This is a genomic window from Flavobacterium bomense, assembly GCF_003970355.1.
Map to the genome: position 1 here is coordinate 215,635 of NZ_RYDJ01000003.1, position 23,591 is coordinate 239,225.

23 protein-coding genes are annotated in these 23,591 nt (G+C 35.5%); 14 read left to right on the forward strand and 9 right to left on the reverse strand.

The genetic code is table 11. From position 1 onward, the window contains the following. Positions 1 to 20: 20 nt before the first annotated feature. The 5 genes from EKL98_RS04985 to EKL98_RS05005 form a co-directional block, all read right to left on the reverse strand. The gene (locus EKL98_RS04985; protein ID WP_126561689.1) at positions 21 to 1,145 is read right to left on the reverse strand and encodes a peptidylprolyl isomerase; all 1,125 of its coding nucleotides are present in this window, start codon (positions 1,143 to 1,145) and stop codon (positions 21 to 23) included. Positions 1,146 to 1,159: 14 nt separating this feature from the next. Next, positions 1,160 to 1,819: a gliding motility-associated peptidyl-prolyl isomerase GldI gene (gene gldI / locus EKL98_RS04990; protein ID WP_126561690.1), complete on the reverse strand. Its 660-nt coding sequence runs from the start codon at positions 1,817 to 1,819 to the stop codon at positions 1,160 to 1,162. A gap of 3 nt (positions 1,820 to 1,822) precedes the next feature. Next, complete coding sequence (locus EKL98_RS04995; protein WP_126561691.1) at positions 1,823 to 2,827, reverse strand: DHH family phosphoesterase; 1,005 nt, start codon at positions 2,825 to 2,827, stop codon at positions 1,823 to 1,825. A gap of 69 nt (positions 2,828 to 2,896) precedes the next feature. Continuing rightward, a complete protein-coding gene (locus tag EKL98_RS05000) occupies positions 2,897 to 4,153 on the reverse strand; it encodes a voltage-gated chloride channel family protein (RefSeq protein WP_126561692.1) in 1,257 nt (418 codons plus the stop codon). Between the two features lie 35 nt (positions 4,154 to 4,188). Next, positions 4,189 to 4,599 carry a RidA family protein gene (locus tag EKL98_RS05005; RefSeq protein WP_126463247.1) on the reverse strand — a complete coding sequence of 137 codons (411 nt, stop codon included), beginning with the start codon at positions 4,597 to 4,599 and terminating at the stop codon, positions 4,189 to 4,191. Positions 4,600 to 4,882: 283 nt separating this feature from the next. Between EKL98_RS05005 and EKL98_RS05010 the strand changes: the two genes are divergently transcribed. Then, positions 4,883 to 5,551 carry a hypothetical protein gene (locus EKL98_RS05010; RefSeq protein WP_126561693.1) on the forward strand — a complete coding sequence of 223 codons (669 nt, stop codon included), beginning with the start codon at positions 4,883 to 4,885 and terminating at the stop codon, positions 5,549 to 5,551. Positions 5,552 to 5,683: 132 nt separating this feature from the next. Here the strand turns inward: EKL98_RS05010 and EKL98_RS05015 are convergent, their stop codons facing one another. Next, positions 5,684 to 6,211, reverse strand: a complete 528-nt coding sequence (locus EKL98_RS05015; RefSeq protein WP_126561694.1) for a hypothetical protein — start codon at positions 6,209 to 6,211, stop codon at positions 5,684 to 5,686. Between the two features lie 198 nt (positions 6,212 to 6,409). Here EKL98_RS05015 and guaA point away from each other — a divergent pair, with 198 nt between their 5' ends. The 11 genes from guaA to EKL98_RS05070 all read left to right on the forward strand — a co-directional run bounded on the left by guaA (position 6,410) and on the right by EKL98_RS05070 (position 19,528). Further along, on the forward strand, positions 6,410 to 7,939 hold the full coding sequence (gene guaA, locus EKL98_RS05020; protein ID WP_126456084.1) for a glutamine-hydrolyzing GMP synthase: 1,530 nt from the start codon (positions 6,410 to 6,412) through the stop codon (positions 7,937 to 7,939). A gap of 130 nt (positions 7,940 to 8,069) precedes the next feature. Beyond that, on the forward strand, positions 8,070 to 10,022 hold the full coding sequence (locus EKL98_RS05025) for a PBP1 and LysM peptidoglycan-binding domain-containing protein (RefSeq protein ID WP_126561695.1): 1,953 nt from the start codon (positions 8,070 to 8,072) through the stop codon (positions 10,020 to 10,022). Next, complete coding sequence (locus EKL98_RS05030; protein ID WP_126561696.1) at positions 10,022 to 10,423, forward strand: OsmC family protein; 402 nt, start codon at positions 10,022 to 10,024, stop codon at positions 10,421 to 10,423. The genes EKL98_RS05025 and EKL98_RS05030 overlap by 1 nt, the downstream gene beginning before the upstream one ends. A gap of 83 nt (positions 10,424 to 10,506) precedes the next feature. Then, complete coding sequence (locus EKL98_RS05035) at positions 10,507 to 10,740, forward strand: DUF3820 family protein (protein WP_066082415.1); 234 nt, start codon at positions 10,507 to 10,509, stop codon at positions 10,738 to 10,740. 72 nt (positions 10,741 to 10,812) lie between these two features. Further along, on the forward strand, positions 10,813 to 12,426 hold the full coding sequence (locus EKL98_RS05040) for a CTP synthase (RefSeq protein ID WP_126561697.1): 1,614 nt from the start codon (positions 10,813 to 10,815) through the stop codon (positions 12,424 to 12,426). Positions 12,427 to 12,480: 54 nt separating this feature from the next. Continuing rightward, positions 12,481 to 14,385 carry a membrane protein insertase YidC gene (gene yidC / locus EKL98_RS05045; RefSeq protein ID WP_126463262.1) on the forward strand — a complete coding sequence of 635 codons (1,905 nt, stop codon included), beginning with the start codon at positions 12,481 to 12,483 and terminating at the stop codon, positions 14,383 to 14,385. An 84-nt stretch (positions 14,386 to 14,469) separates the two neighbouring features. After that, a complete protein-coding gene (locus EKL98_RS05050) occupies positions 14,470 to 15,183 on the forward strand; it encodes a toxin-antitoxin system YwqK family antitoxin (protein WP_233589363.1) in 714 nt (237 codons plus the stop codon). Positions 15,184 to 15,256: 73 nt separating this feature from the next. Further along, entirely contained in the window at positions 15,257 to 16,444 is a 1,188-nt protein-coding gene (mnmA, locus tag EKL98_RS05055) for a tRNA 2-thiouridine(34) synthase MnmA (RefSeq protein WP_126561698.1), read from the forward strand. 103 nt (positions 16,445 to 16,547) lie between these two features. Further along, a complete protein-coding gene (locus EKL98_RS05060) occupies positions 16,548 to 18,161 on the forward strand; it encodes a S8 family peptidase (protein ID WP_126561699.1) in 1,614 nt (537 codons plus the stop codon). Between the two features lie 14 nt (positions 18,162 to 18,175). Then, complete coding sequence (locus tag EKL98_RS05065) at positions 18,176 to 19,120, forward strand: NAD(P)H-dependent flavin oxidoreductase (RefSeq protein ID WP_126561700.1); 945 nt, start codon at positions 18,176 to 18,178, stop codon at positions 19,118 to 19,120. 3 nt (positions 19,121 to 19,123) lie between these two features. After that, the gene (locus EKL98_RS05070) at positions 19,124 to 19,528 is read left to right on the forward strand and encodes a hypothetical protein (protein ID WP_126556195.1); all 405 of its coding nucleotides are present in this window, start codon (positions 19,124 to 19,126) and stop codon (positions 19,526 to 19,528) included. A gap of 31 nt (positions 19,529 to 19,559) precedes the next feature. Here the strand turns inward: EKL98_RS05070 and EKL98_RS05075 are convergent, their stop codons facing one another. After that, positions 19,560 to 20,000, reverse strand: coding sequence for a DUF4268 domain-containing protein (locus tag EKL98_RS05075; RefSeq protein ID WP_126456341.1), 441 nt, complete (start codon positions 19,998 to 20,000; stop codon positions 19,560 to 19,562). A 93-nt stretch (positions 20,001 to 20,093) separates the two neighbouring features. Between EKL98_RS05075 and EKL98_RS05080 the strand changes: the two genes are divergently transcribed. Together EKL98_RS05080 and EKL98_RS05085 are read left to right on the forward strand one after the other, a co-directional pair. Further along, entirely contained in the window at positions 20,094 to 20,735 is a 642-nt protein-coding gene (locus EKL98_RS05080; RefSeq protein WP_126463272.1) for an NUDIX hydrolase, read from the forward strand. Between the two features lie 139 nt (positions 20,736 to 20,874). Next, positions 20,875 to 21,684 (forward strand): lysophospholipid acyltransferase family protein, encoded by an 810-nt coding sequence (locus tag EKL98_RS05085; protein ID WP_126463274.1) that lies wholly within the window; start codon positions 20,875 to 20,877, stop codon positions 21,682 to 21,684. 24 nt (positions 21,685 to 21,708) lie between these two features. Here the strand turns inward: EKL98_RS05085 and EKL98_RS05090 are convergent, their stop codons facing one another. Both EKL98_RS05090 and EKL98_RS05095 read right to left on the reverse strand, forming a co-directional pair. Continuing rightward, a complete protein-coding gene (locus tag EKL98_RS05090; RefSeq protein WP_126463276.1) occupies positions 21,709 to 22,314 on the reverse strand; it encodes a hypothetical protein in 606 nt (201 codons plus the stop codon). Positions 22,315 to 22,319: 5 nt separating this feature from the next. Beyond that, the gene (locus tag EKL98_RS05095; protein ID WP_126463278.1) at positions 22,320 to 22,814 is read right to left on the reverse strand and encodes an RNA polymerase sigma factor; all 495 of its coding nucleotides are present in this window, start codon (positions 22,812 to 22,814) and stop codon (positions 22,320 to 22,322) included. Positions 22,815 to 23,591: the final 777 nt, after the last annotated feature.

The following is a 23,591-nucleotide window of genomic DNA, read 5'->3' on the forward strand; positions in this document are numbered from 1 at the left end:
AAAGGCTTATTTTCTTACTATTATTGAGGCATTTTTTCTAATAATTCAATTTCAAAAATGATGTTGGCATTAGGCGGAATCACACCTCCGGCTCCAGCTGCCCCATATCCCAATTGGGATGGAATAAAAATCACGGCTTTGTCTCCAAATGATAATTTTTCGATGCCTTCAATGAAACCAGGAATCATGCCATCTTTTTTACCAGCTTGGAAAGGGATGGGTTGGTAGCCGTTTTGAGCGGCTCTGTTTTCATCGTATTTTCCAAAAGTTTGGGCAATACTTTCGATACTAGCATCAAATAATTCAGCATTTTCAAGAAAACCGGCGTAATGAATGAAGATGCCAGTACCAATAGCAGGTTTTTTACCCCCGCTTTTTTTGGTGATCACGTATTGCAGTCCTGTTTTGGTTTTTGTTGCTTTGGCTTTTAATTCGGCAAAATAAGCTACTTTTTGTTCGCGGACTTCTTTGTATTTCTCGTTGTAAACTCGCTTGTTTTCAGTATCTACAGCTGCTTTTTCCTTTTGATTTTTATTTTCTACAGCAAAATAATCATTGAATATTTTTACTGCGTTAAATTTTTTAGCCGCTTCTCCATTTCTGATAATGGTAACTGTATTGATGTAATCGTTTTGTTGAATTTTGTTCACGACCTCCATCCCTTTTTCGACTACATGACCAAAAATAGTGTGTTTGCCATCTAGCCAAGGTGTAGCAAGATGCGTGATAAAAAACTGACTGCTGTTGGTGGCCGGGCCGTTATTGGCCATAGCCAGAACACCTCCTTTATCAAATTGCAAATCAGTAAATTCATCTTTGAACTTGTAGCCGGTATCACCAGAACCCGTTCCTAGCGGATCTCCGGTTTGTATCATGAAGTCATTGATGACACGATGGAATTTTAAACCATCAAAAAAAGGTCTTTTTTTAAGATTTTCATTGGTCACATAATCATTTTTCCCTTCTGCTAATGCCACATAATTTGCTACTGTAATAGGGGCCTTTTCAAAATTTAATTGTACGATGATGTCCCCTTTATTGGTTTCAATTTTAGCGTATAAACCGTCTGGAAGATCGCTGTGTTCTTCTTTACAGGAGTAAAATGAGGCAATTGCCAGGAATGCGAGTACGATCTTTTTTTTCATTTCTAACTTTATTTTTATTGGTTTATAGTGTCTTTAGGTGTACTGGTGGGCGGTACTTGTTGTTTGCTGGGAGCTGGGGGTACAACTGTTTTTACTGGTGTTTCGTTCTCTTTTTTATAAGTTGCTTCCGATTTAAAGTCACGCAGCGTAACCGTGCAGATTAAGGGCTGGTTGGTGCCAATTTTTTTGTCATCACCATGGTAACCGTACCCCATATTTGATGGAAAAAGAAAGGTAACTTTCTCGTTTTTACGCATTAGTTTGATGCCGTCTCGCAATCCCATCATAATGTTTTGTTTGTCAACATAATAGATTTGAGGTCTTAGCTCTACTTCAGAATAAATGATGGCTCCCTTTAAATCTTTTATCTCGTAATCAAAAAAGGCTACATCTCCTTTTTTTGGCGTAAGCGTATCCGTTTCATTCCGGGTTTGATAGGTGTACCAATATCCTTTTTTTGAGGCAAGGTATTTTATCTTTGGGTCGCTTTTGATTAAAGCCTCAATTTTATCTTCTTCGGTGGCCACCAGTTTTTTGTTGCGTTGAATTGATTTTTTCATGAAACTTCCCGAAGCTTGCGAAAGGGGTCTGCGCGCCTCCTGATGCTGCTTGCAGCTTGACATAACCAGAATCAAAAAAAAGACCAGTGCAATAGGCGTACTGAATTTTAACATGGATTATACTTTTAGCGTTGTTACTAAATCTTCGAATTTTTTGATAGTTTCTGTCATTGATGTTTCTGATTTCCCTCCGGCTGCATTGCGATGTCCGCCACCATTAAAATGGTCTCTTGCAAATTGATTCACATCAAAATCGCCTTGGGAACGGAATGAAATTTTGATGATTTTTTCTTCTCTATTTTCTATAAAGATAGCTGTGAAAACGATTCCCTTGATGCTTAATCCGTAGTTTACAATACCTTCTGTATCGCCTTTTACATAATCAAACGAATTTAATTCGTCCTGGCTAAGAGTCGTGTAGGCTGTTTTATGTTCCGGAAGTACTTTCATGTTTTGGAGCGCTCTTCCTAGTATTTGCAAACGCCCAAAGGAGCTGTTGTCAAATAATAAGCTTGGGATTTCTGTGTTCTCAACGCCTAAATCGATTAATTCAGCCACAATCCTATGGGTTGTTCCAGTTGTTTTTGGAAAACGAAAGGAACCGGAATCGGTTAGGATTCCAGTATAAATGCAGGTTCCGATAGTCTTGTCGATATCTTGCTTTTTTCCAAGGAATAAAATGAAGTTGTACACCATTTCACAAGTTGATCCAAAGGCCGTATCAGAGTAGGTGATCGCGGCATAATCATCCGGTTTTTGATGGTGGTCAATCATGATGAAGGGCGCCTTTAGCTGGGATAAAACCTGCTCCATATCGCCGGTGCGGTGCAAGGCATTAAAATCTAAGGTAAAAATCAGATCGGCTTCTTCAAGGATTTTTGTGCAATTTTGTTTGTCTTTTTCAAATATTTTAATCGTTTCAGAGCCCGGCATCCAAGCCAGAAAATCTGGAAATTCATTGGGAGAAACAACAACGGGCTGGTGTTTGTTTTTTAATAAAAAATGATATAAAGCCAGGGTAGAACCCATGGCATCGCCATCAGGGCCTCGGTGTGGGATTATGGCAATCTTTTTAGGAGTTGCTAATAACAACTGTATCGCTTGAATGTCTTGTATTTTCATAGATTGCGAAATTACATTTTTTTACTGTAATGTTGAAATGAATTATACAATTAACAAACTTTTAGAGGGTTATAAAAAGTCGGTGTTTCTTCTTTTTAATTTTTGGTACAAATGGTATTTTGCTCCTTTTACAATTTGGGCGTTGTAAATTCCCACGGAACCGGATGTAAAGTAAGCGATGCAGCACGCTAGACCAATAAAAATACCGCTTTCAACACCAAAAATTTCCATTCCCATGACCGTGCAAGCAATAGGTGTATGGGTGGCTCCGGAAAAAACAGCCACAAACCCCATGCCTGCCAAAAGGGCAATTGGCAATGGCACAACCAGCGATAAGGCACTTCCTAAAGTAGCGCCAACAAAAAATAGCGGGGTTACCTCGCCCCCTTTAAATCCTGCTCCCAGCGTAAATCCCGTAAAGAGTATTTTTAGTAGGAAATCATAAGAAGCATTTGGACTCGAAAATGCCTCAATAATCATAGGAACTCCAAGTCCAATGTATTTTGTAGTTCCAATAAAATAGACGGCTAATGCAATGAAACATCCTCCCACAAAAGGGCGAAGAGGCGGAAACGATATGGTTTTAGAAAATAACCGACCCCAAAAGTGTGTGCTTCTGGAGAAAAGCATGGCGACCAAGCCAAACAAAATACTTACGAGAACTACCCAGAATAAGGTAATGAAAGTAATTGAAGGGACAAAAGGAATAGCATAATGCGTGTGTTGTACCTGCCAAAGTTCCACGGTGAAATAAGCGATATAGGCAACAAAAAACGATAATAGGATGCTTTTTAAATTGATTTTACTAAAAAAAACAACTTCCAAAGCAAATAAGGCTCCGGCTAAAGGGGTGCCAAAAATGGAAGCAAATCCTGCGCTGATTCCCAGAATGAGGATTGTTTTTCTTTCGGAAACGTCAAGCTGAAATAGTTTTGTGAACTGATCCGCAATAGCACCGCCCATTTGTACTGCTGTTCCTTCACGACCGGCTGAACCGCCAAAAAGATGGGTGATCAAGGTGCCAAAAAGTACCAAAGGCGCCATTTTGAATGGAATAATTTGCTGCGGATTTTCGTATTCTTTTAACAATAAATTATTCCCCTTGACGACTGATTCCCCCCAATAGTAATATCCCAGTCCTATTGCCAAGCCACCTATTGGCAAAAGCCAGATGATCCAGTTGTTGTTGTCTCGGGTTTGGGTTACCCATTCTAATGCTACCAGAAAAAAAGCAGATGCCGATCCGGAAAAAATACCTATTAAAATGCAAATGAAAATCCATTTGAGCAGGAGTGTCGTAATTTTTTTAGTTTTTTCTAAACGCATTAGTGGAAAGGGGGCAAAGTGTTTGTGCAAAAGTATTATAATCCGTCTTGAATTAATGATTTTTCAGGGGCTATTGCTGTAAATTCTATTTCAACTAGATATTCAGGACCGACTAATTTGCTGATTTCATAAAAACCAGTGACAGGTTTTATATCTTTAAAAAATTGAGCATGAGCCTTAGCAACGTATTCAAAAGTAGTAATGTCAGTAGTGAAAATTCGGGTTCTGATAACATCTTTCATACTTGCATCCAAGTCTTCAAGAACTTTTTCGACACGTTCTAAAATATTAAGCGTTTGCGCATAGGCGTCATTAGCTTTTACTTTTTTGCCGTCAACTAGTGCGACAGTTCCGGAAACCTCAATAGAGTTGCCAATGCGTACGGCGCGGCAATATCCCATTTTGTCTTCCCATGGCGAGCCTGTCAGTATGTTTTCTCTTTTCATTGTAGTAGTGTTTAAAGGTTGTTTAGTGTTATGGAAGGCGATGCTTTGGTATGGCATACTATTTGCAAGTTATAAAAAAAAGCGAAATAAAATCACCCGTTTTGTAATTAAAATATTCCTTTTATGTACCGGTTTTTTATGGTGTTTGGGTATCCAAAATATAATAAAATCGGAAATTATAAGTTATAAATGAAAGTTAAATTAGTGCTTCGTTCTTGATTAAGTACAATAGGTTTTTTATTTTTAAATTTTTACAGGTACAAAAAACCTAATTTTGAAAGTTATGAAAAGGATTTTATTTTTAATGATTACCATCAGCATGTCTCTAAGCGGATATGCCCAAAACGAATTTAGCTCAAAATTTAAAGCCATTCCCCCTAAAAATATAGCACCAAAAATTAAAAAACCAATTCCTCCAAAAGCGAGTGTTCCACCTGTTAAGACACCTAATGTGTTTAAAAATCCGGAGTTATTAAATCCAAAACCAAATGCTTCAGCTCCTGTAGCGCCGGCAAATAATTTTTCGATGATTCCTAAAAATGAGTTTATTAATCCGGGAGATGTGTATAGAGACAAATGGAATAAAAAAGAAGAAAAAACAGAAGGTTTGGTGTATCGAAAAAACCAAGATTTAGGCAATTTTACCACGGGATCTGTCACAGCAAAAGTAATGTATCGCGATGCGGCCTACGTTGATGGGGATCAGATCAGGGTGTATCTGAACGATAAAGTGATCCAGTACCAAGTGAATCTTGAAAGTAATTTTCAAGGATTTGAAATCGTCTTAGAAAAAGGATTTAACAAGATTGAATTTGAAGCGTTGAACCAGGGATCTTCAGGACCCAATACTGCTGAATTCAAAGTGTATAATGATAAAGGAGGTTTGATATCAGGAAGTCAATGGAATCTGGGAACAGGTTTTAAAGCAACCATTATTTTGGTCAAAGAATAGTTGACATAAATCCTGTATTGTAAAAACAAAAAGACCTTTGAAATGAGATTCCAAAGGTCTTTTTTTGTCTTATTTGAAATTTCAGGGTACAATCACTTTGGATTTCGTCAGCCACTAGTTTGATAGCTTTTTCTAAAAAGGATCTGCAGTAACTTGAAATTTCATGTCCGCTTTTATGGAAATATCTTGAGGAATCGCCTCTTTGGTTATCGCTTTTGTTCGTAGTTTAAAACTGGAAGCTTTAACGTATTTGTCTAATTTTGCTGTGGTACAGGTTAAATTCAACGTGTTTGATGTTGCGTTTATATCGTCTAAAAAAGCCAGTTCAATCTCGTCGCTGTCATTTGTTGAAATATAAATATGTATCGATTTTAAAAATGAAAATGATTTGTTAGCGGGATTTGTTACCGTCAACTTCATCTCTTTCAATTTTACATCTTTGACTAATTCGGCATTTGTATTGTTATTTTCAAATGCGGTACTAGAATTAGACGGAACATCTGGAGTAACTAATTCTAAAGAGGTGTTCACTGGAAATCCAGAAGGAATGGTAACGGTCGTTTGATTGTCTATCGAAAAGGTCAATAAATCATCAATTACATTGCATGAAATGATAATAAAGCCAAAAAAGGCAACGGCTATAAAATTTTTTGCTTTCATTTTTGCTGTTTTAAGTAGATTATTAGGGCTGCAAATGTACTCTTTTATCTTCTAAACTTAATTTCAGGATAATTCCAAAATGGACTAAAAGGCTAATTCTCTTTTAAAAGATAGGAGAAATTATTTTGGCGATCCAAAATAAAATAAATATTTTAAAATTCGATTTTTCAATTCAAAATATAAAAAGTATTTTTGCACATGCAACACAACGTACTTATTTTAGATTTCGGATCGCAATACACACAACTTATTGCGCGTAGAGTTCGCGAATTAAATATATTCTGCGAAATCTTCCCTTACAATCATTTTCCGAGTGATTTATCTTCTTACAAAGCCGTAATCCTTGGTGGTAGCCCTTTTTCTGTTCGAGGAGAAGATGCGCCACATCCTGATTTATCTCAAATTAGAGGAAAATTACCTTTATTAGCCGTTTGTTACGGAGCCCAATATTTATCTCATTTTAGTGGAGGTGAAGTGGCAGCTTCAAATACAAGAGAATATGGTAGAGCTAATTTATCTTTTATAAAAGAGAATGAAGTGTTCTTCGAGGGTGTTTCTGAAAACAGCCAAGTTTGGATGAGCCATAGCGATAGTATCAAAGCATTGCCCACTAATGGAGTAAAACTTGCCAGTACCCACGATGTGGAATTTGCAGCTTACAAAATAGAGGGTGAAACCACGTACGCCATTCAGTACCATCCGGAAGTTTTTCACTCAACCGACGGATCTAAAATGTTGGAGAACTTTTTGGTGAAAATTGCGGAAGTGCCTCAAAATTTTACGCCAAATGCTTTTGTTGAAGAAATGGTGGCTGAATTAAAAGAAAAACTACAAGACGATAAAGTGGTTCTCGGACTTTCTGGAGGAGTAGATTCTACCGTGGCAGCAGTTTTATTACATCAAGCGATTGGTAAAAACCTGTATTGTATTTTTGTGAATAATGGTTTGCTTCGTAAAAATGAGTTCCAGAACGTACTGGATCAGTACAAAGGAATGGGTTTGAACGTAAAAGGAGTCGATGCCGGTGATCGTTTTTTATCTGAATTAGCAGGTGTCAGCGACCCGGAGACCAAACGTAAAATTATAGGACGTGTCTTTATCGAAGTTTTTGATGATGAATCGCACCTTATACAAGATGTAAAATGGTTGGCACAAGGTACTATTTACCCGGATGTTATTGAATCCGTTTCTGTAAAAGGACCATCGGCAACCATAAAATCACACCATAATGTTGGCGGTTTGCCGGATTACATGAAACTAAAAATAGTAGAGCCATTGCGCATGCTTTTTAAAGATGAGGTACGCAGAGTAGGTGCTTCTTTAGGAATAGACCCTGAATTATTAGGTAGACATCCTTTTCCAGGACCAGGACTGTCCATCCGAATTTTAGGAGACATTACCCCGGAAAAAGTACAGATTTTACAGGACGTTGATGCTGTTTTTATTGACGGATTAAAATCTTGGGGACTGTACGATAAAGTATGGCAAGCCGGAGCCATTTTACTTCCCGTTAATAGTGTAGGAGTAATGGGAGATGAGCGTACCTATGAGAAAGTAATTGCATTACGTGCTGTAGAATCTACAGATGGTATGACAGCAGATTGGGTACATCTTCCCTATGATTTCCTGATGAAAGTCTCGAATGACATAATCAACAAAGTAAAAGGGGTTAATAGAGTGGTGTATGATATCAGTTCAAAACCGCCGGCAACTATTGAATGGGAATAATACTTTACTATTTAGTCCTTTCTAAGAACAGCTTTTTTTAATGTTCCCATATAAACGGTATCAAATTTTTTAGAATAAAATTTGGTACCGTTCTTGTATTACTAATTTGAATAATTTATAAATGAAAACGATGAAATATTTTTTTGTAATTTGTATGGTGCTGTTGTTGTTCAATCATGATAGTGTTTTTGCACAAGAAAAAAATACAACGCACAAAGTGGCGAAAGGGGAAACAATTAACGAAATTGCTCAAAAATACAAGGTCACTCCATTTGATATATATCAACTAAATCCGGATGCTCAAAGTGGATTGAAACCAAACAGTATTTTGCTGATTCCTAAAAAAGGGGGCAACCAAAAACCGTTGACTGCGACTATACCAGGTGCGAAGGCTATAATTCACGAAGTGACACCAAAAGAAACGCTCTATGGTATCGAAAAAAAATATGAGGTAACGGATGAAGCTTTAAAAGAAGCGAACCCTTTTCTTGAAAACGAGGGCCTCCAAATAGGGCAGACGCTTATTATTCCATCTAAAAATGGGTTAAAAAAAACAGTATCAAATCAGGATAAAGTAGTGTATCACGATGTGCTTCCAAAAGAGACTAAATACTCAATCGCGAAATACTATGGAATTACCATTGCAGAATTAGAGCAGAAAAATCCTGAAATAGTTTCCGGTTTACCCATTGGATATAAATTGCGTATCAAAGGGAATCCCGAAACTTTGGGGCCAAAAGCAGATAAAACGGAAGCAGCGTTTGCGTCCAAAGAAGAAATGGGTGAAAATAATGCACAACCAGCCAAAGTACTCTTTAGTTCCCGTTCCTATGTTATAAAACCGAAAGAAACACTGTATAGTTTGTCCCGAATGTTTAATTTGAGTCAGGAGGAATTAATTGCTTTAAACCCCGCTTTATCTCAGGGCGTGACAGAAGGTATGATTTTGAAAGTCCCGTCAGCGACTCCTGTTTTGCAAGAAATTAAAAAAGAATATACCGTATTGTCAAATAATAGCGCGAACAGGAAAAAACTAGTGCTTATTTTGCCCTTTAATATTGCAAAAATGGAGGTGGATACTGCAAATTCAATCATCACCCGCTTGAAAAACGACAAGTTTTTGAATATGACTTTAGATTTTTATGCAGGTGCATTAATGGCCATAGATTCTGCCAAACAATTGGGTCTTTCTCTTGATGTGAGTATCTATGATTCTCAGGAAACTAAGGATTATTCTAATATAGTAGCATTAATTAAGCGAAATAATTTGGAAGATTCAGATGCTATAATTGGACCATTTTATCAAAGTAACGTCGAGATAACGGCTGAATTACTTCATAAACACCAGGTTCCGGTAATCTCCCCTTTATCAAAAGATGTTGGTAACTCCCTTAGTAATTTATATCAAACCATTCCAACGACCACTGAGGTTAAAAATGCGATGTTCAATTATATGCGAGCCAGAGGAGGCGTTATTATAGCAGTAGTCGATAGGAAAAAAGAATCTGTAATTCAGTTTATAAAAGAAAATCATAAAGACGTTAAATTTGCAACTCTTAATCCAAATGGCAGTGTGTCTCCAGAAAATCTACAGCGTTTATTTGTAAAAGGCAAAATGAATTACGTGGTGATGGAAACCGAAAACACGAGTATGATCAAGGCAACTATGGCCACTATGTTGAGTGCTATGTCTGCGTATCAAGTGCAGTTAGTAATTCTGGAACCAAATGAAACATTAGACACGGACGAAATTAATTTTGTGAATTTGACAAAATTGAAATTAATGTATCCGTCAGTTGCTCGTGAAAATGAAACACCTGAAGCATTAATTTTTGAGAAAGAGTTTAAAAACAGGAATAAAATTACTCCAAGTGCTTATGCAATTCGTGGTTTTGATGTTACTTTTGACACGATGATGCGTTTGTCACAAGATAAGAAATATCAGGAAACAGTAGCCTTTACGGCAACGGAACAAATAGATAATAAGTTTGAATTCTATAAAAAAGAAGATGGTGGGTATACCAATAAAGGAATTTATATTTTATATTATGATACCGATTTAACCATAAAAGAAGCAAAATAATGACATCAATAGTAACGTATTTAGGGGATTTAAGAACCTCTTCTATTCATTTGCAATCCGGGACTGAAATTTTTTCGGATGCTCCTTTAGATAATAATGGGAAAGGAGAAGCTTTTTCTCCAACGGATGCGGTTGCCAATGCTCTGGCAACTTGTATGATGACCATTATGGGAATAAAAGCACGAGATCTCGAAGTGGATTTAAAAGGATCTACCGCTGAGGTGGTCAAAATAATGAAAATGGAACCCAGACGTATTGATGTGATAGCGATTAATTTTGAGATGTACGGAACTGCTGATGTAAAGAATATAACAATACTGGAAAGTGCAGCAATGACCTGTCCTGTATTCCTGAGTCTGCATCCCGAAATCGAGAAACGAATTATTTTTAACTGGAATTAAATAGTCTTTGGAAGCAAGAGACAGGAAACAAAAATGATTATTTCTTCTTGTTTTCCTGTCTCTTGCTTCTTTTTTATTATAAAATGGATCAAAACCAAAAACAACTCATCAAGCTAGCCCATACTAAAATGCCTTTTGGTAAATACGAAGGCTGGTTTCTTATCGATATCCCGGAATACTATATTGTTTGGTATAGCAATAAAGGGTTTCCTAAAGGGGAACTAGGGGAACAACTGAAATTAATTTATGAATTGAAACTCAATGGTCTGGAAGAGTTAATTCGAAATATAAAAAAACGGTACCCAAAACCGATTTAATTTTCAATTTGACAATTTATAATTGTACTTTTGCCACGTTTTTTACACAACTACAATACAAATAACAACAGAATGAATCAAACGAAATATATTTTTGTTACTGGCGGTGTGACTTCTTCTTTAGGGAAAGGAATCATTGCAGCATCTTTGGCAAAATTGTTACAAGCTAGAGGATACCGTACAACCATCCAAAAGTTTGACCCATACATTAATGTAGATCCAGGGACATTAAATCCTTATGAACATGGAGAATGTTATGTGACTGATGATGGTGCCGAAACGGATTTGGATTTAGGGCATTACGAGCGTTTTTTGAATGTTCCTACTTCTCAGGCGAATAATGTGACTACAGGAAGAATTTATCTTTCGGTTATTGAAAAGGAAAGAAGAGGTGAGTTTTTAGGAAAAACAGTACAAGTAGTTCCTCATATCACCAATGAAATCAAGGAAAGAATGCAGTTGCTTGGAAATTCCGGCGATTATGATATTGTCATCACTGAAATTGGGGGTACAGTAGGAGACATTGAATCCTTACCTTACATAGAATCTGTTCGTCAATTAGTTTGGGAATTAGGAGAGCATAATGGGATTGTAATTCACCTTACTCTGGTTCCTTATTTAGCTGCCGCGGGAGAGTTGAAAACAAAACCAACCCAGCATTCCGTAAAAACCTTGATGGAAAGCGGAATAAAAGCAGATATTTTAGTGTGCAGAACGGAACACGAAATTTCTGAAGAATTACGCAATAAACTGGCTTTGTTTTGTAATGTAAAAAGAGAAGCTGTTATTCAGTCTATTGATGCTTCCACGATTTATGAAGTGCCGAATCTAATGCTGGAAGAAGGACTTGATGTTGTGGCGTTAAAAAAATTAGATTTACCTAAAAAAGCGGCTCCGGATTTAAAAAACTGGAATACTTTTTTACGCCGATTAAAAAATCCAAAGCATACCGTGAATATAGGTTTGATAGGAAAATATGTAGAAATGCAGGATTGCTACAAATCTATTTTGGAAGCATTTATCCATGCCGGTGCAGCTAATGAAACAAAGGTAAATGTGATTTCGATTCATTCAGAACACATTGATGCAAATAATATACAGGAAAAATTCTCAGGTTTAGACGGAATTCTGGTTGCTCCAGGTTTTGGAGAAAGAGGAATTGAAGGAAAAATTGCAGCAGTGCAATATGCCCGTGAGAATAAAGTGCCGTTTTTCGGAATTTGTTTGGGGATGCAAATGGGCATCATAGAATATTCAAGAAATATGTTGGGTTATAAAGATGCTAATTCAACTGAAATGAATGAACACACCGCTTATCCGGTAGTAAACCTCATGGAAGAGCAAAAAACTATCACGGATAAGGGCGGAACAATGCGTCTTGGTGCATGGAAATGCGACATCAAAAAAGATACATTAGCCTATAAAATTTACGGAAAAGAAACCATTTCAGAACGCCACCGTCACCGCTATGAGTACAACAGTAAATACGTTGCTCCATTAGAAAATGCCGGATTGATGGCTTCAGGCGTAAACCCTGATACGGGATTGGTAGAAATTATAGAAATAGAAGATCATCCGTTTTTTATTGGCGTGCAATACCATCCGGAATACAAGAGTACGGTTGCAAATCCGCATCCTATTTTTGTGAATTTTGTGGCAGCAGCCGTTCAGGCAAAGAAAAAATAACTGAAAACGATTGGGTTTCAGTAAACCTAAAATTTATAACTTTTTTTAATTATAATGGAACAAAAAAAATTTGACCTCAATTCGATCATAGGTTTTGTATTAATTTTTGGTATTTTGATTTTTATCATGTATCAAAATCAACCTGATGAGAAAGTAATTGCCGCTGAAAAAGCACAAAAAGAATTGGTGATTCAGGAAGCTAAAGCGAAAGAGTTAGAAGCTAAAACGGTTGCAAAAGCAACAATTGAGGTTGCTGCAACCGGAGATTCAACTCAACTGGCGCAGTTGCAAAAAACCTTAGGGAATTTTGCCTATTCTGCAACATTACCTTCAGCAAAAGCAGGCTTTACAACTATTGAAAACGAATTGGTTATGCTAAAAATAGCCAATAAAGGAGGCTATATTGTGGAGGCTACTTTGAAAAAATTTGAAAAATTCAAGAAAGGTTCAGGACAATTAGTGCAATTGATCAAAGACAATAATGCCAATTTAAATGTACAATTGCTGACTAGTGATAACCGTACTTTAAATTCAAAAGACTTGTATTTTGAACCGACCTTGACAAAAGTTGGAGCAGATCAAATATTATCCATGAAATTGAAAGCGGGAGCTAATGAATTCTTGGAATACAAATACGTGTTGAAACCAAACGAATATATGATTGGTTTTGACATTCGTTCCCAAGGATTGAATAAAGTCTTGAATACCGCCAAACCAGTAGATTTAGAGTGGGATTTAAAAACCTACCGAAACGAGAAAAGTGTTTCGTATGAAAACCGGTATACTGAAATCTATTTTGAACATGAAGACGGAAAAATAGATTACGCAGGATTGGGTCAGACGGAAGAATCTGACTTAGATAAAGCCACTTTTGTAGCTTTCAAACAGCATTTTTTCTCAACGATTCTTTTAACGCAAACCCCTTTCGAAACGGCTAAATTAAAATCAACAAATTTAGTGCTGGATGACAAAGTGGATACTACTTTTACAAAACAATTTAATGCTAACATCCCATTAGCATTTACCAATGGTGAATTAGATCACAAAATGAGTTGGTATTTTGGTCCAACAGATTATAAGACATTACACTCATACGATCAAAATCTGGAAAAAATTATTTCACTGGGTTGGGGAATTTTTGGGTGGATCAATAAGTTTATCTTTATTCCATTATTTGCCTTTTTAAGTTCTTATATTTCTTATGGAATTGCGATAATTATTTTTACAATTTTGATAAAAATAGCAATGTCGCCGATTACTTTTAAATCGTTCTTGTCACAGGCTAAGATGAAAGTATTGCGTCCTGAAATAACAGAATTGGGTGAAAAATTCAAAAAAGACCCTATGAAGAAACAACAGGAAACAATGAAGTTGTATAACAAAGCGGGAGTAAATCCTATGGCAGGTTGTATTCCAGCATTGATTCAGCTGCCATTTATGTATGCTTCGTTTCAGTTTTTCCCATCGGCATTTGAGTTAAGACAAAAAAGTTTCCTTTGGGCGGATGATTTATCGTCTTTTGATGAAGTAATCCGTTTGCCTTTCTATATTCCGTTTTACGGAAATCACATCAGTTTGTTTCCTATTCTGGCTTCGATTGCTATTTTCTTTTACATGAAAATGACTTCTGGAGACCAGCAAATGGCTGCTCCACAACAAGAAGGAATGCCGGATATGGCAAAAATGATGAAAATTATGATATACGTGTCGCCAATCATGATGTTGTTTTTTTTTAATAGTTATGGTGCGGGATTGAGTTTGTATAACTTTATTTCGAATTTGATTACCATTGGAATTATGATTGTCATCAAACGATACTTTATCGATAGTGATAAGATTCATACTCAAATTCAAGAGAATAAATTGAAAGAGCCCAAAAAGCAAGGTAAATTCCAGAAAAAACTGCAAGAAGTGATGGAACAAGCCGAAGCTCAAAAAGCACAACAAAAGAAAAAATAATGCATAAAAAAAGCTCTCAAATATTGAGAGCTTTTTTATTAGATTAATTTAAGTGACCTGAATTCGGTACTAAAAAAAGTAATTATGAAAACATATTACAAAAAAAGAATATTGGTTTTGATGTTTTTGAATGTGTTTTTTCTTTATGCACAAACTGATTTTAATGTATTAGATGCAAAAGGGAAAAAACACGGAGTGTGGAAAGGTGTATATGAAACCTCAAAACGACCTAGATATGAAGGAACTTTTGAGCACGGAAAAGAAATTGGTATTTTTAATTTTTTTGATGATACCAGAGCAAAATCGCTAATTGCAACTCGAGAATTTAATCCAAAAGACAATGCAGCGTTTACTATTTTTTACGACCAAAACAAGAATAAAGTAAGTGAAGGAAAAGTGATCAATAAAGTATTTGAGGGTCAATGGAACTATTACCATTTGGCCTCAAAAAATATAATGACAACGGAACACTATAGTAAAGGAAAACTTGAAGGTTTGCGTACCGTATTTTATTTAAGTGGAAAAATTGCCGAAGAAATCAATTATATAAATAATTTAAAAAATGGCTTTTATAAAAAATATACTGAAAAAGGAATCGTGTTGGAAGAGTCTGCTTTCAAGAACGACCTTTATAACGGTTTAGCAATCTTTAGAGATTCCAACGGGAATACAGTCTCTAAAGGACACTTTGTAAATGGAAAGAAAGCGGGTATATGGCAGTTTTTTGAAAAAGGAAAAGTAGTCAAAGAAATCAATATGAGCTTTACAGAAAATGCCACAAAATCAAAAAACAATTAACGGTATCGTTAGCCATTACTGTTGTAAATCTTTTTGTAACTTTGCACCCTTATAAAATTTTAATTTTTTGAAGATGAAGCGTGTAGTTGTAGGACTTTCCGGAGGAGTAGATTCAAGTGTTGCTGCTTATTTGTTGCAGCAACAAGGGTATGAAGTTATTGGTCTTTTTATGAAGAATTGGCATGACGATTCAGTCACTATTTCTAATGAATGCCCATGGCTGGAGGACAGTAATGATGCATTGTTAGTTGCCGAAAAACTTGGAATTCCATTTCAAACAGTAGATTTAAGTGTTGAATACCAAGAAAAAATCGTAGACTACATGTTCAATGAATATGAAAAAGGACGTACTCCAAATCCCGATGTGCTTTGTAATCGGGAAATAAAATTTGAAGTTTTCATGAAAATTGCTTTGAGTCTTGGTGCTGATTATGTTGCAACGGGGCATTATTGTCAAAAAAGTGAAATCAAAGTGAATGGCGAAACCGTGTATCAACTGAAAGCCGGTGCTGATACCAATAAAGATCAATCCTATTTCTTGTGTCAATTATCCCAAGAGCAATTGGCAAAATCCTTATTTCCCATTGGCGAATTAACTAAACCGGAAGTACGTGAAATTGCTGCCCAAATGGAATTGATAACTGCCGAAAAGAAAGACTCACAAGGCTTGTGTTTTATTGGAAAAGTGCGTTTGCCTGAATTTTTACAACAAAAATTGCAACCCAAAGACGGAATTATTATCCAAATAGATAAAAATGATCCTGTTTACAGTGCTGAAAATCATGTAGGCCTAAGTGTAGAAGCGGATTTAAAATCAGCAGCAAGAAAAATTCCGTACACGCCACAAATGGGGAAAATAGTGGGGAAACATCAAGGGGCTCATTATTTTACTATTGGACAACGAAAAGGATTAAATGTAGGAGGCACAACGGATCCCTTGTTTATTATAGCCACGAATGTAGAAACCAATACGATATATACCGGATTATCAAGTCAACATCCCGGATTATTCAAGAAAGCATTGCGTATTGAAAAAGAAGAAGTACATTGGATTCGTAAAGATTTGGCTTTGGCCAATGGAGGAACGATGGAGGTGATGGCAAGAATACGCTACAGGCAACCGTTGCAAAGGGCTACTTTGTATCAGTTTGAAAATGAAATGTACGTGGACTTTAACGAACCGCAGTCGGCAATAACCGAAGGACAATTTGCCGCGTGGTATTTAGGGGATGAATTAGTTGGTTCAGGAGTTATTTCTTAGTTTAGTACTTTATTTTAGTATGATTTCAAGAAAAACCGTAGTTTCAATTGCCATTTAATTTCATTGGAAGCTATATCTTTATATCTTAGCAATATAGTTACCTATGAGAAAATTCTATTTATTCTTTTTTCTATTCATTACTACTGTGGGTTTTTCACAACAGGATGCTTGGGTGTATTTTAATGCGAAGCCCAATTCTCAATTCTATGTTGATTCACCACTGAAAATGCTTTCTCAAAGAGCATTGGACAGAAGATCCAATCAAAATATTGCCTTAGATTTTAAAGATATTCCGGTAGAAGCTTCCTATGTTAATCAAGTAAAATCTACATCTGGAATTACTGTTATGGCAAAATCTAAATGGATGAATGCCATTCATGTTAGAGGAGAACAGGTAGCGATACAGTCATTAGCCCTATTTTCTTTTGTAGATAAAGTTGATTTTGCAGACAAATCGTTAAATCAAAAAGGTAAAACCGCAAAATCAATTAAGGTAAAAAAAGAGGAGAAGACTAGTAAAACCAAAATTGATTACGCTTACGGATCTTCTTCAACTCAAATACAGATGCTCAATGGGCACCTGTTGCACCAGCAGAATTATACTGGATCAGGAAAAATAATTGCCGTTATGGATGCCGGATTTCCGGGTGTAAATACGACACCACCCTTTCAACGATTGAGAGTAAATAACCAAATTTTGGGTGGGTATAATTATGTTTTGAGAGATCCTGAATTTTATACCGGTTCTTTTCATGGAACTTCTGTGCTTTCTACAATGGGCGGTTATAAAGAAAATGCTCTTGTAGGAACGGCACCTGACGCCTCTTATTATTTATTTATTACGGAAGATAATACTTTTGAAAATCCTGTGGAAGAATCACTTTGGGTTGAAGCAACAGAAAATGCAGATAGTTTAGGGGTCGATATTATTAATACCTCTTTGGGTTATTTTGATTTTGATAATCAGGCCTACAATCATACGTATGCCGAAATGAATGGCAAAACTGCATTTATGTCTCGCGGAGCTGAAATTGCATTTAGCCGAGGAATGGTTTTAGTGACATCGGCCGGTAATTCAGGAAGTTCCTCAAATCCTCATATTGCTGTTCCGGCAGATGCTGTTTCAGTAATTGCAGTTGGTGCAGTAAATTCCTCTGAAGTAATAACTTCTTTCAGTTCAATAGGTCCTTCTTTTGACGAAAGAATAAAACCGGATGTAATGGCACAAGGACAAGCAGCAGTAGTTTCAGATGAAGCTGGAAATATTGTAACGGCAAGCGGAACTTCTTTTTCCAGTCCAATTATGGCAGGAATGGTAGCGTGTTTGTGGCAGGCATTTCCTAAAAAAACTAATAGGGAAATTAGAGAATTAGTACTCAAATCATCCGATAAATTTTCAGTACCAAATAATCAGTACGGATATGGAATCCCCGATTTTAATTTGGCGCTAAGCAATCAATTGTCCATAGCTTCTTTTTCGAAAGATGATTTTATTATTTATCCCAATCCGACAAGCGATTTTGTTTCGGTTTCTTTACCTTCAAAATTTGAAATGGGTACCGTTTTTATTTATACTCTTTTAGGCCAAAAAATTTTAGAACAAAAAGTAACTCCTCAATCCGCAACTATTTCCTTAAAAACATTGGAGAAAGGAATGTACTTTTATAAAATGGAATCCGTTGGTTTTTCTAAAACGGGAAAAATAATGAAACAATAATACAGTAGGAGCACATGAACAAAATTACAGCCCTTTTCAAAATAAAATACCCAATCATTCAAGGTGGAATGATTTGGAACAGCGGATATAAATTAGCAAGTGCCGTCAGTAATGCCGGAGGTTTAGGATTAATTGGAGCAGGCTCCATGTATCCTGAAGTTTTGAGAGAACACATTCAGAAATGTAAAAAAGCGACTTCAAAACCTTTTGGAGTAAATGTTCCTATGTTGTATCCAAACATTGAAGAAATAATGAAAATTATTGTTGAAGAAGAAGTAAAAATTGTTTTTACATCAGCAGGAAACCCTAAAACGTGGACTTCATATTTAAAAAAAAATGGCATAACGGTAGTGCATGTAGTCAGCAGTTCTGTATTTGCGTTAAAAGCACAAGATGCGGGTGTCGATGCCGTTGTTGCCGAAGGTTTTGAAGCTGGAGGACATAATGGGAGAGAAGAAACTACGACCCTTGCGTTGATCCCTATGGTTAAAGAAAAAATAAAGATTCCGTTGATTGCTGCCGGCGGAATTGCCACAGGCCATACAATGTTAGCCGTAATGGTTCTTGGTGCAGATGGCGTTCAGGTTGGAAGCAGATTTGCAGCGTCTATCGAATCATCCGCTCATGATAATTTTAAGGAAATCATCGTAAAGGTGAAGGAAGGCGATACACAATTGACTTTAAAAGAACTGGCTCCGGTACGATTGATTAAAAATAAATTCTATCAAGACGTACAGCATTTGTATGAAAGTGGCCCTACAAAAGAGGAAATTGTTACCTTATTAGGAAGAGCTAGAGCAAAACGCGGGATGTTTGAGGGTGATGTAATTGAAGGAGAATTAGAAATTGGTCAAATAGCAGGTATTATTCACGCAATAAAGCCAGCGGGAGAAATTGTTCAGGAAATGATATCCGATTTTGAATTGGCAAAAATGGAAGTGTTGAATTTCAATTTTTAAACAATGACAAAGACAAAAATATACAAGATATTGTTTTTTTTGGTCATAGGGTTGCATACTTCTTATGGACAAAGCTATACGTTTAAAACATCAGGATTTAGTGTTTTAGAAAAAAAAGAAAAAGGGGATAAGTGGTCAGATTTACAGCTGGTCAATCTCCGTGTTACTTTGGATACGGATAAAAACAGGATTGTAGTTTATTCTCAAATCATTCAATTATTTGAAATAATCGAGTATCAACCCATCGAAGAAAATGAGACTGATATTGTGTATTCATTTACCTGTAAAGACAATGAAGGGGTCGATTGTACCGTCTCAATCATAACCAGAAAAAAACAAAATAACAGGAAACAGCTCTATATCAATTATGACAATCGGATAATAGTTTATAATATTTTCAATATGTAAATAGTGAATTATCGTATTAGATTTTGTTCCTTTAAAGCTTTTCGATGTCTTTGATGAAACCATCATATTCTAAATAAAATAATTCTACAGCATTCATCTTTTCGTTGTAAAAATCAAAGATTTCATTCCAATAGTTTTTATTGCTAACTCCCACACCCAGTTTTTCAACCCAAATGCGGCTAATTGTTTTTCCGCTTTCCAGAGTGTAGTCTTTTTCAAAAATCAAATCTTTGATAAATTCTTCTTCAAGAATGTTTTTTAACGCTTCGAATTTTTCAAAATAAGCCATTCTTTTTTCGTCACTTCGATGTTCAATATCTATTAAAACTTGCGCTTTTTTATTGTCTACGTAAAATTTAAAGGAGAAATCTTTAATCTTAGTATCATATAAGACCCATTTTCTGGGATATTTTTCTGCAAATGCAATCCAGAATTCTCTCTTTAATCTTTGGGTCTCTTCTTTACTGTACATTTTAGGGGCTTTTTGATCCTGGAAAATTTGCTCAAGCACATTTTCTAAACTATATTTATATTAAATTTCAGTGTACAAAAATAGACTTTGATTATGGATTTTCAAGAATTTTTACGGTTTGTTCCTAAATTAATTAATGCTGGGCTTCCTGCATTTGACGCACATATCAAAATGGCGCCACTAGAGCGATTGGAAAGCTTGAAAAAGAGTACTATAGAGGCTAAAAATCCAAGAATAGCAGCAGTGATGATGCTTTTTTATCCTAAAAAAGACAGTGCTCATTTCGTTTTAATTGTGAGAAACTCGTATAAAGGAGTTCATTCAGCACAAATTGCATTTCCAGGAGGCAAGTATGAATTACAGGATGGGAATTATGCAATTACAGCCTTACGTGAAACACATGAAGAAGTAGGGATCCATCCAGATAAAATTGAAATTATTAAACCATTTACTCAAATTTATATTCCTCCAAGTAATTTTATGGTGTATCCTTTTTTGGGAATTAGTAAAGAAGAACTTGTATTTGTACTGGAACCTGCTGAAGTAGCCAGTATTATCGAAATACCGTTGTCAACTTTTTTAAGCGATGCAATTGTAATTGAAGCAAAATTGTCAACTTCTTATGCGAATGATATAAATGTACCGGCTTTCAAAATTGAAGAACACATTATTTGGGGAGCTACAGCGATGATGTTGAGCGAATTGAAAGATGTGTTAAAGGAAGTTTTACGCTAAAATAGTTTTGTTTAGGAATTGAAAAGAGCAATTAATTGGCTGTCATGTTCAATTTTTTTCTGTGTACTTCAGTACTCAACTTCAAATATAATTTTCGTAAGTTTGTATTTAGAATTTAAAAAAAAACACACACAATTTTATGGGATTATTTAAGAGAAATCCTTTTGGTCATGTATTATTTATAAAAAAATGGTTAATTCGGATTTTTGGCGTCGTGACTCACAGACGCTATAGAGGATTCAATGAATTGCAAATTGAAGGGTCAGAAATTATCAGAAATTTACCGGACACTAACGTGCTGTTTATTTCCAATCATCAAACTTATTTTGCAGATGTAGTAGCTATGTTTCATGTTTTTAACGCAAGTTTGAGCGGACGAGAAGATACTATCAAGAATGTTTGCTATCTGTGGCAACCCAAAATGAATATTTATTATGTTGCTGCCAAAGAAACCATGCAGGCGGGATTGTTACCAAGAATTATGGCGTATGCCGGAGCAATTTCTGTAGAGCGGACTTGGCGTGCTAAAGGAGTTGATGTCCAAGAGAAAAAAGAAATTAACCCAGATGATACTGAAAACATAAAAACAGCCTTAAATGACGGATGGGTAATTACTTTTCCGCAAGGAACAACAAAATCTTTTAAACCAGTTCGTAAAGGAACGGCTCATATTATCAAACAACACAGGCCTATTGTGGTGCCTATTGTTATAGATGGGTTTCGTCGTTCATTTGATAAAAAAGGGTTTCGGATGAAAAAGAAAGGAATTCTGCAATCGTTCATTATCAAAGAGCCTTTAGATATTGATTATGATAATGATACAGTTGATGAGATAGTCAAAAAAGTAGAATTTGCTATTGAGCAGCATCCTTCGTTCCTTAAAGTTATTCCTGCTGAAGATATTAGAGAGCAAGAAGAGTTGAATAAATTTAGAAAATGGGAATATTAAAAAAAGAGGCAAAAGCCTCTTTTTTTATAAATCAATTTTCTTTAATTCTGCATAATTTCTATTCAATTTTTTTAGTAAAATTCCATAAATCAATTGATAAAACAGCCATACCATACCTACTAAAATAAGGATAAACAATAGCATAATAATACAAGTAAAAAATATTCTTACTCCATCGTCATTGGTCGTTGCAGACTTAATTTGAATTTCATAGGATAGTAAAAGTACAGCAACAAAAAACACAAGTAACAAATTATATCCTATGTAGTATCGGACAGTTTTCCGGGTATTTAAAATGCATTCCATCAGTTTTTTAGTATTCGAAGTGACTGAAATAGAACGATAATTTTTATAGAATAAGTACATGAAGAATAATGCTACACTGTAACTTAAATAATCTAATACAGTTATGAAAATTTCAATGGATTCAGATTTACTTATTTTATCATCAGGCAGCAAAAAACTTAAAGTGTTTAACACTATAAATTCAATGATGCTAATAATAAATATCCATTTCACAATCGAAGACGATTTTCTATGAATCATTTTGTAAATCTCGGTTTCGGATACTTGCGCAAAAGAATTATCATTCTTCTGCCAGTCTTTTTTTAATAAATCCAGCTCTTTCATATTCCTTACGGATTTAATATTTTTTTTAATTTCCCTTTTATTCTATTCATTTTTACCCGGGCATTTACCTCGCTAATTCCTAATGTTTCTGATATTTCCTGATAATCCTTATCTTCCAGATACATAAATATCAATGCTTTTTCAATATCATTCAGCTGGTAAACCGCTTTGTACATTAATTTTAATTGCTCCTCTTCTTCATAATCATATTCCACGTCATTCAGGAAATGTTGTCGTCCTTCAAATTCTATGGTGTTTATGGATCGTTTTGTTTTTCGGTATAAAGTAATTGCTGTATTTAAAGCAACTCGATACGCCCAAGTAGAAAATTTGCTGTCACCTCTGAATTTTGGAAAAGCCTTCCATAACTGAATCGTAATTTCCTGAAACAAATCCTTGTGTGCATCATCGCCATTAGTATACAACCTACAAATCTTGTGGATTATATTCTGATTTTCTTGCAACTGCATTACAAAAGAATGTTCTAAATTATCACTCATATATACGTTAGTAAGTCAATAGTGGTTTTTGTTACAAAGTAGTGCTTTTTTTTTGAAGCACAACAGTGTTCCTTTTTTGATACTATTCGTTTTGCAGTGCTTTTGCGTCATTTATCTTCTAAAAGTATGGAGAGAATATATTGATAGGTACTCCTTATATATAAGGTATCGTGCAAATAGTTCTTTTTGATGATGTTTACCGAAATGATTTAGCATGATTTCTGTTTGAAAAGAAAGAGTTAAACGGGATTTTTTGTTCGAATGCTAGTTAGGGATGCTATCTTGAATACGCAAAGTGAATTGCTGAGTGCAATAAAGCATGAATTTTTAAAGATTTAATAAACAGGAAAGGCAATTTTACACTAGTTAAGGCTGCAGAACCCCTAAAATTTGTAGATAAAGTCATCCTTTCTTTTGAATCTAGATGTGGAGAAGAAAAAACTTTGATCTTCAAAAAACGTGATATCAGCTAGTTAAAGAAAAAGTTAAGAAAAGGATAAAAAAAAGGGATTAAAAAGCTTGTAAAAGCGAATAAAGGGTGTAATTTTGCACCCGCAAACAAGTTTACCGAACACCAATTAGAATATAATTATAGTGAGGTAATGGTTTAGAAGTTCTTTAAAATACTGGCAAGTTACTTAGATCAAAAGGAAAATTTATTTTCAAAAAAAGATTCGATAAAGCTTGTGAGAATAGAAAAGGATGTTACCTTTGCACCCCGCAAAACGCGCAATGTTCCTTGACAGATTGATAAGAAAAGCAGAAGAAAGGGATAAG

Bases quoted from the DNA above. Each gene is read 5' to 3' on its own strand.
- EKL98_RS04985 (WP_126561689.1), bottom strand. From the start codon at position 1,145: ATGAAAAAAAAGATCGTACTCGCATTCCTGGCAATTGCCTCATTTTAC.
- gldI (WP_126561690.1), bottom strand. From the start codon at position 1,819: ATGTTAAAATTCAGTACGCCTATTGCACTGGTCTTTTTTTTGATTCTG.
- EKL98_RS04995 (WP_126561691.1), bottom strand. From the start codon at position 2,827: ATGAAAATACAAGACATTCAAGCGATACAGTTGTTATTAGCAACTCCT.
- EKL98_RS05000 (WP_126561692.1), bottom strand. From the start codon at position 4,153: ATGCGTTTAGAAAAAACTAAAAAAATTACGACACTCCTGCTCAAATGG.
- EKL98_RS05005 (WP_126463247.1), bottom strand. From the start codon at position 4,599: ATGAAAAGAGAAAACATACTGACAGGCTCGCCATGGGAAGACAAAATG.
- EKL98_RS05010 (WP_126561693.1), top strand. From the start codon at position 4,883: ATGAAAAGGATTTTATTTTTAATGATTACCATCAGCATGTCTCTAAGC.
- EKL98_RS05015 (WP_126561694.1), bottom strand. From the start codon at position 6,211: ATGAAAGCAAAAAATTTTATAGCCGTTGCCTTTTTTGGCTTTATTATC.
- guaA (WP_126456084.1), top strand. From the start codon at position 6,410: ATGCAACACAACGTACTTATTTTAGATTTCGGATCGCAATACACACAA.
- EKL98_RS05025 (WP_126561695.1), top strand. From the start codon at position 8,070: ATGAAATATTTTTTTGTAATTTGTATGGTGCTGTTGTTGTTCAATCAT.
- EKL98_RS05030 (WP_126561696.1), top strand. From the start codon at position 10,022: ATGACATCAATAGTAACGTATTTAGGGGATTTAAGAACCTCTTCTATT.
- EKL98_RS05035 (WP_066082415.1), top strand. From the start codon at position 10,507: ATGGATCAAAACCAAAAACAACTCATCAAGCTAGCCCATACTAAAATG.
- EKL98_RS05040 (WP_126561697.1), top strand. From the start codon at position 10,813: ATGAATCAAACGAAATATATTTTTGTTACTGGCGGTGTGACTTCTTCT.
- yidC (WP_126463262.1), top strand. From the start codon at position 12,481: ATGGAACAAAAAAAATTTGACCTCAATTCGATCATAGGTTTTGTATTA.
- EKL98_RS05050 (WP_233589363.1), top strand. From the start codon at position 14,470: ATGAAAACATATTACAAAAAAAGAATATTGGTTTTGATGTTTTTGAAT.
- mnmA (WP_126561698.1), top strand. From the start codon at position 15,257: ATGAAGCGTGTAGTTGTAGGACTTTCCGGAGGAGTAGATTCAAGTGTT.
- EKL98_RS05060 (WP_126561699.1), top strand. From the start codon at position 16,548: ATGAGAAAATTCTATTTATTCTTTTTTCTATTCATTACTACTGTGGGT.
- EKL98_RS05065 (WP_126561700.1), top strand. From the start codon at position 18,176: ATGAACAAAATTACAGCCCTTTTCAAAATAAAATACCCAATCATTCAA.
- EKL98_RS05070 (WP_126556195.1), top strand. From the start codon at position 19,124: ATGACAAAGACAAAAATATACAAGATATTGTTTTTTTTGGTCATAGGG.
- EKL98_RS05075 (WP_126456341.1), bottom strand. From the start codon at position 20,000: ATGTACAGTAAAGAAGAGACCCAAAGATTAAAGAGAGAATTCTGGATT.
- EKL98_RS05080 (WP_126463272.1), top strand. From the start codon at position 20,094: ATGGATTTTCAAGAATTTTTACGGTTTGTTCCTAAATTAATTAATGCT.
- EKL98_RS05085 (WP_126463274.1), top strand. From the start codon at position 20,875: ATGGGATTATTTAAGAGAAATCCTTTTGGTCATGTATTATTTATAAAA.
- EKL98_RS05090 (WP_126463276.1), bottom strand. From the start codon at position 22,314: ATGAAAGAGCTGGATTTATTAAAAAAAGACTGGCAGAAGAATGATAAT.
- EKL98_RS05095 (WP_126463278.1), bottom strand. From the start codon at position 22,814: ATGAGTGATAATTTAGAACATTCTTTTGTAATGCAGTTGCAAGAAAAT.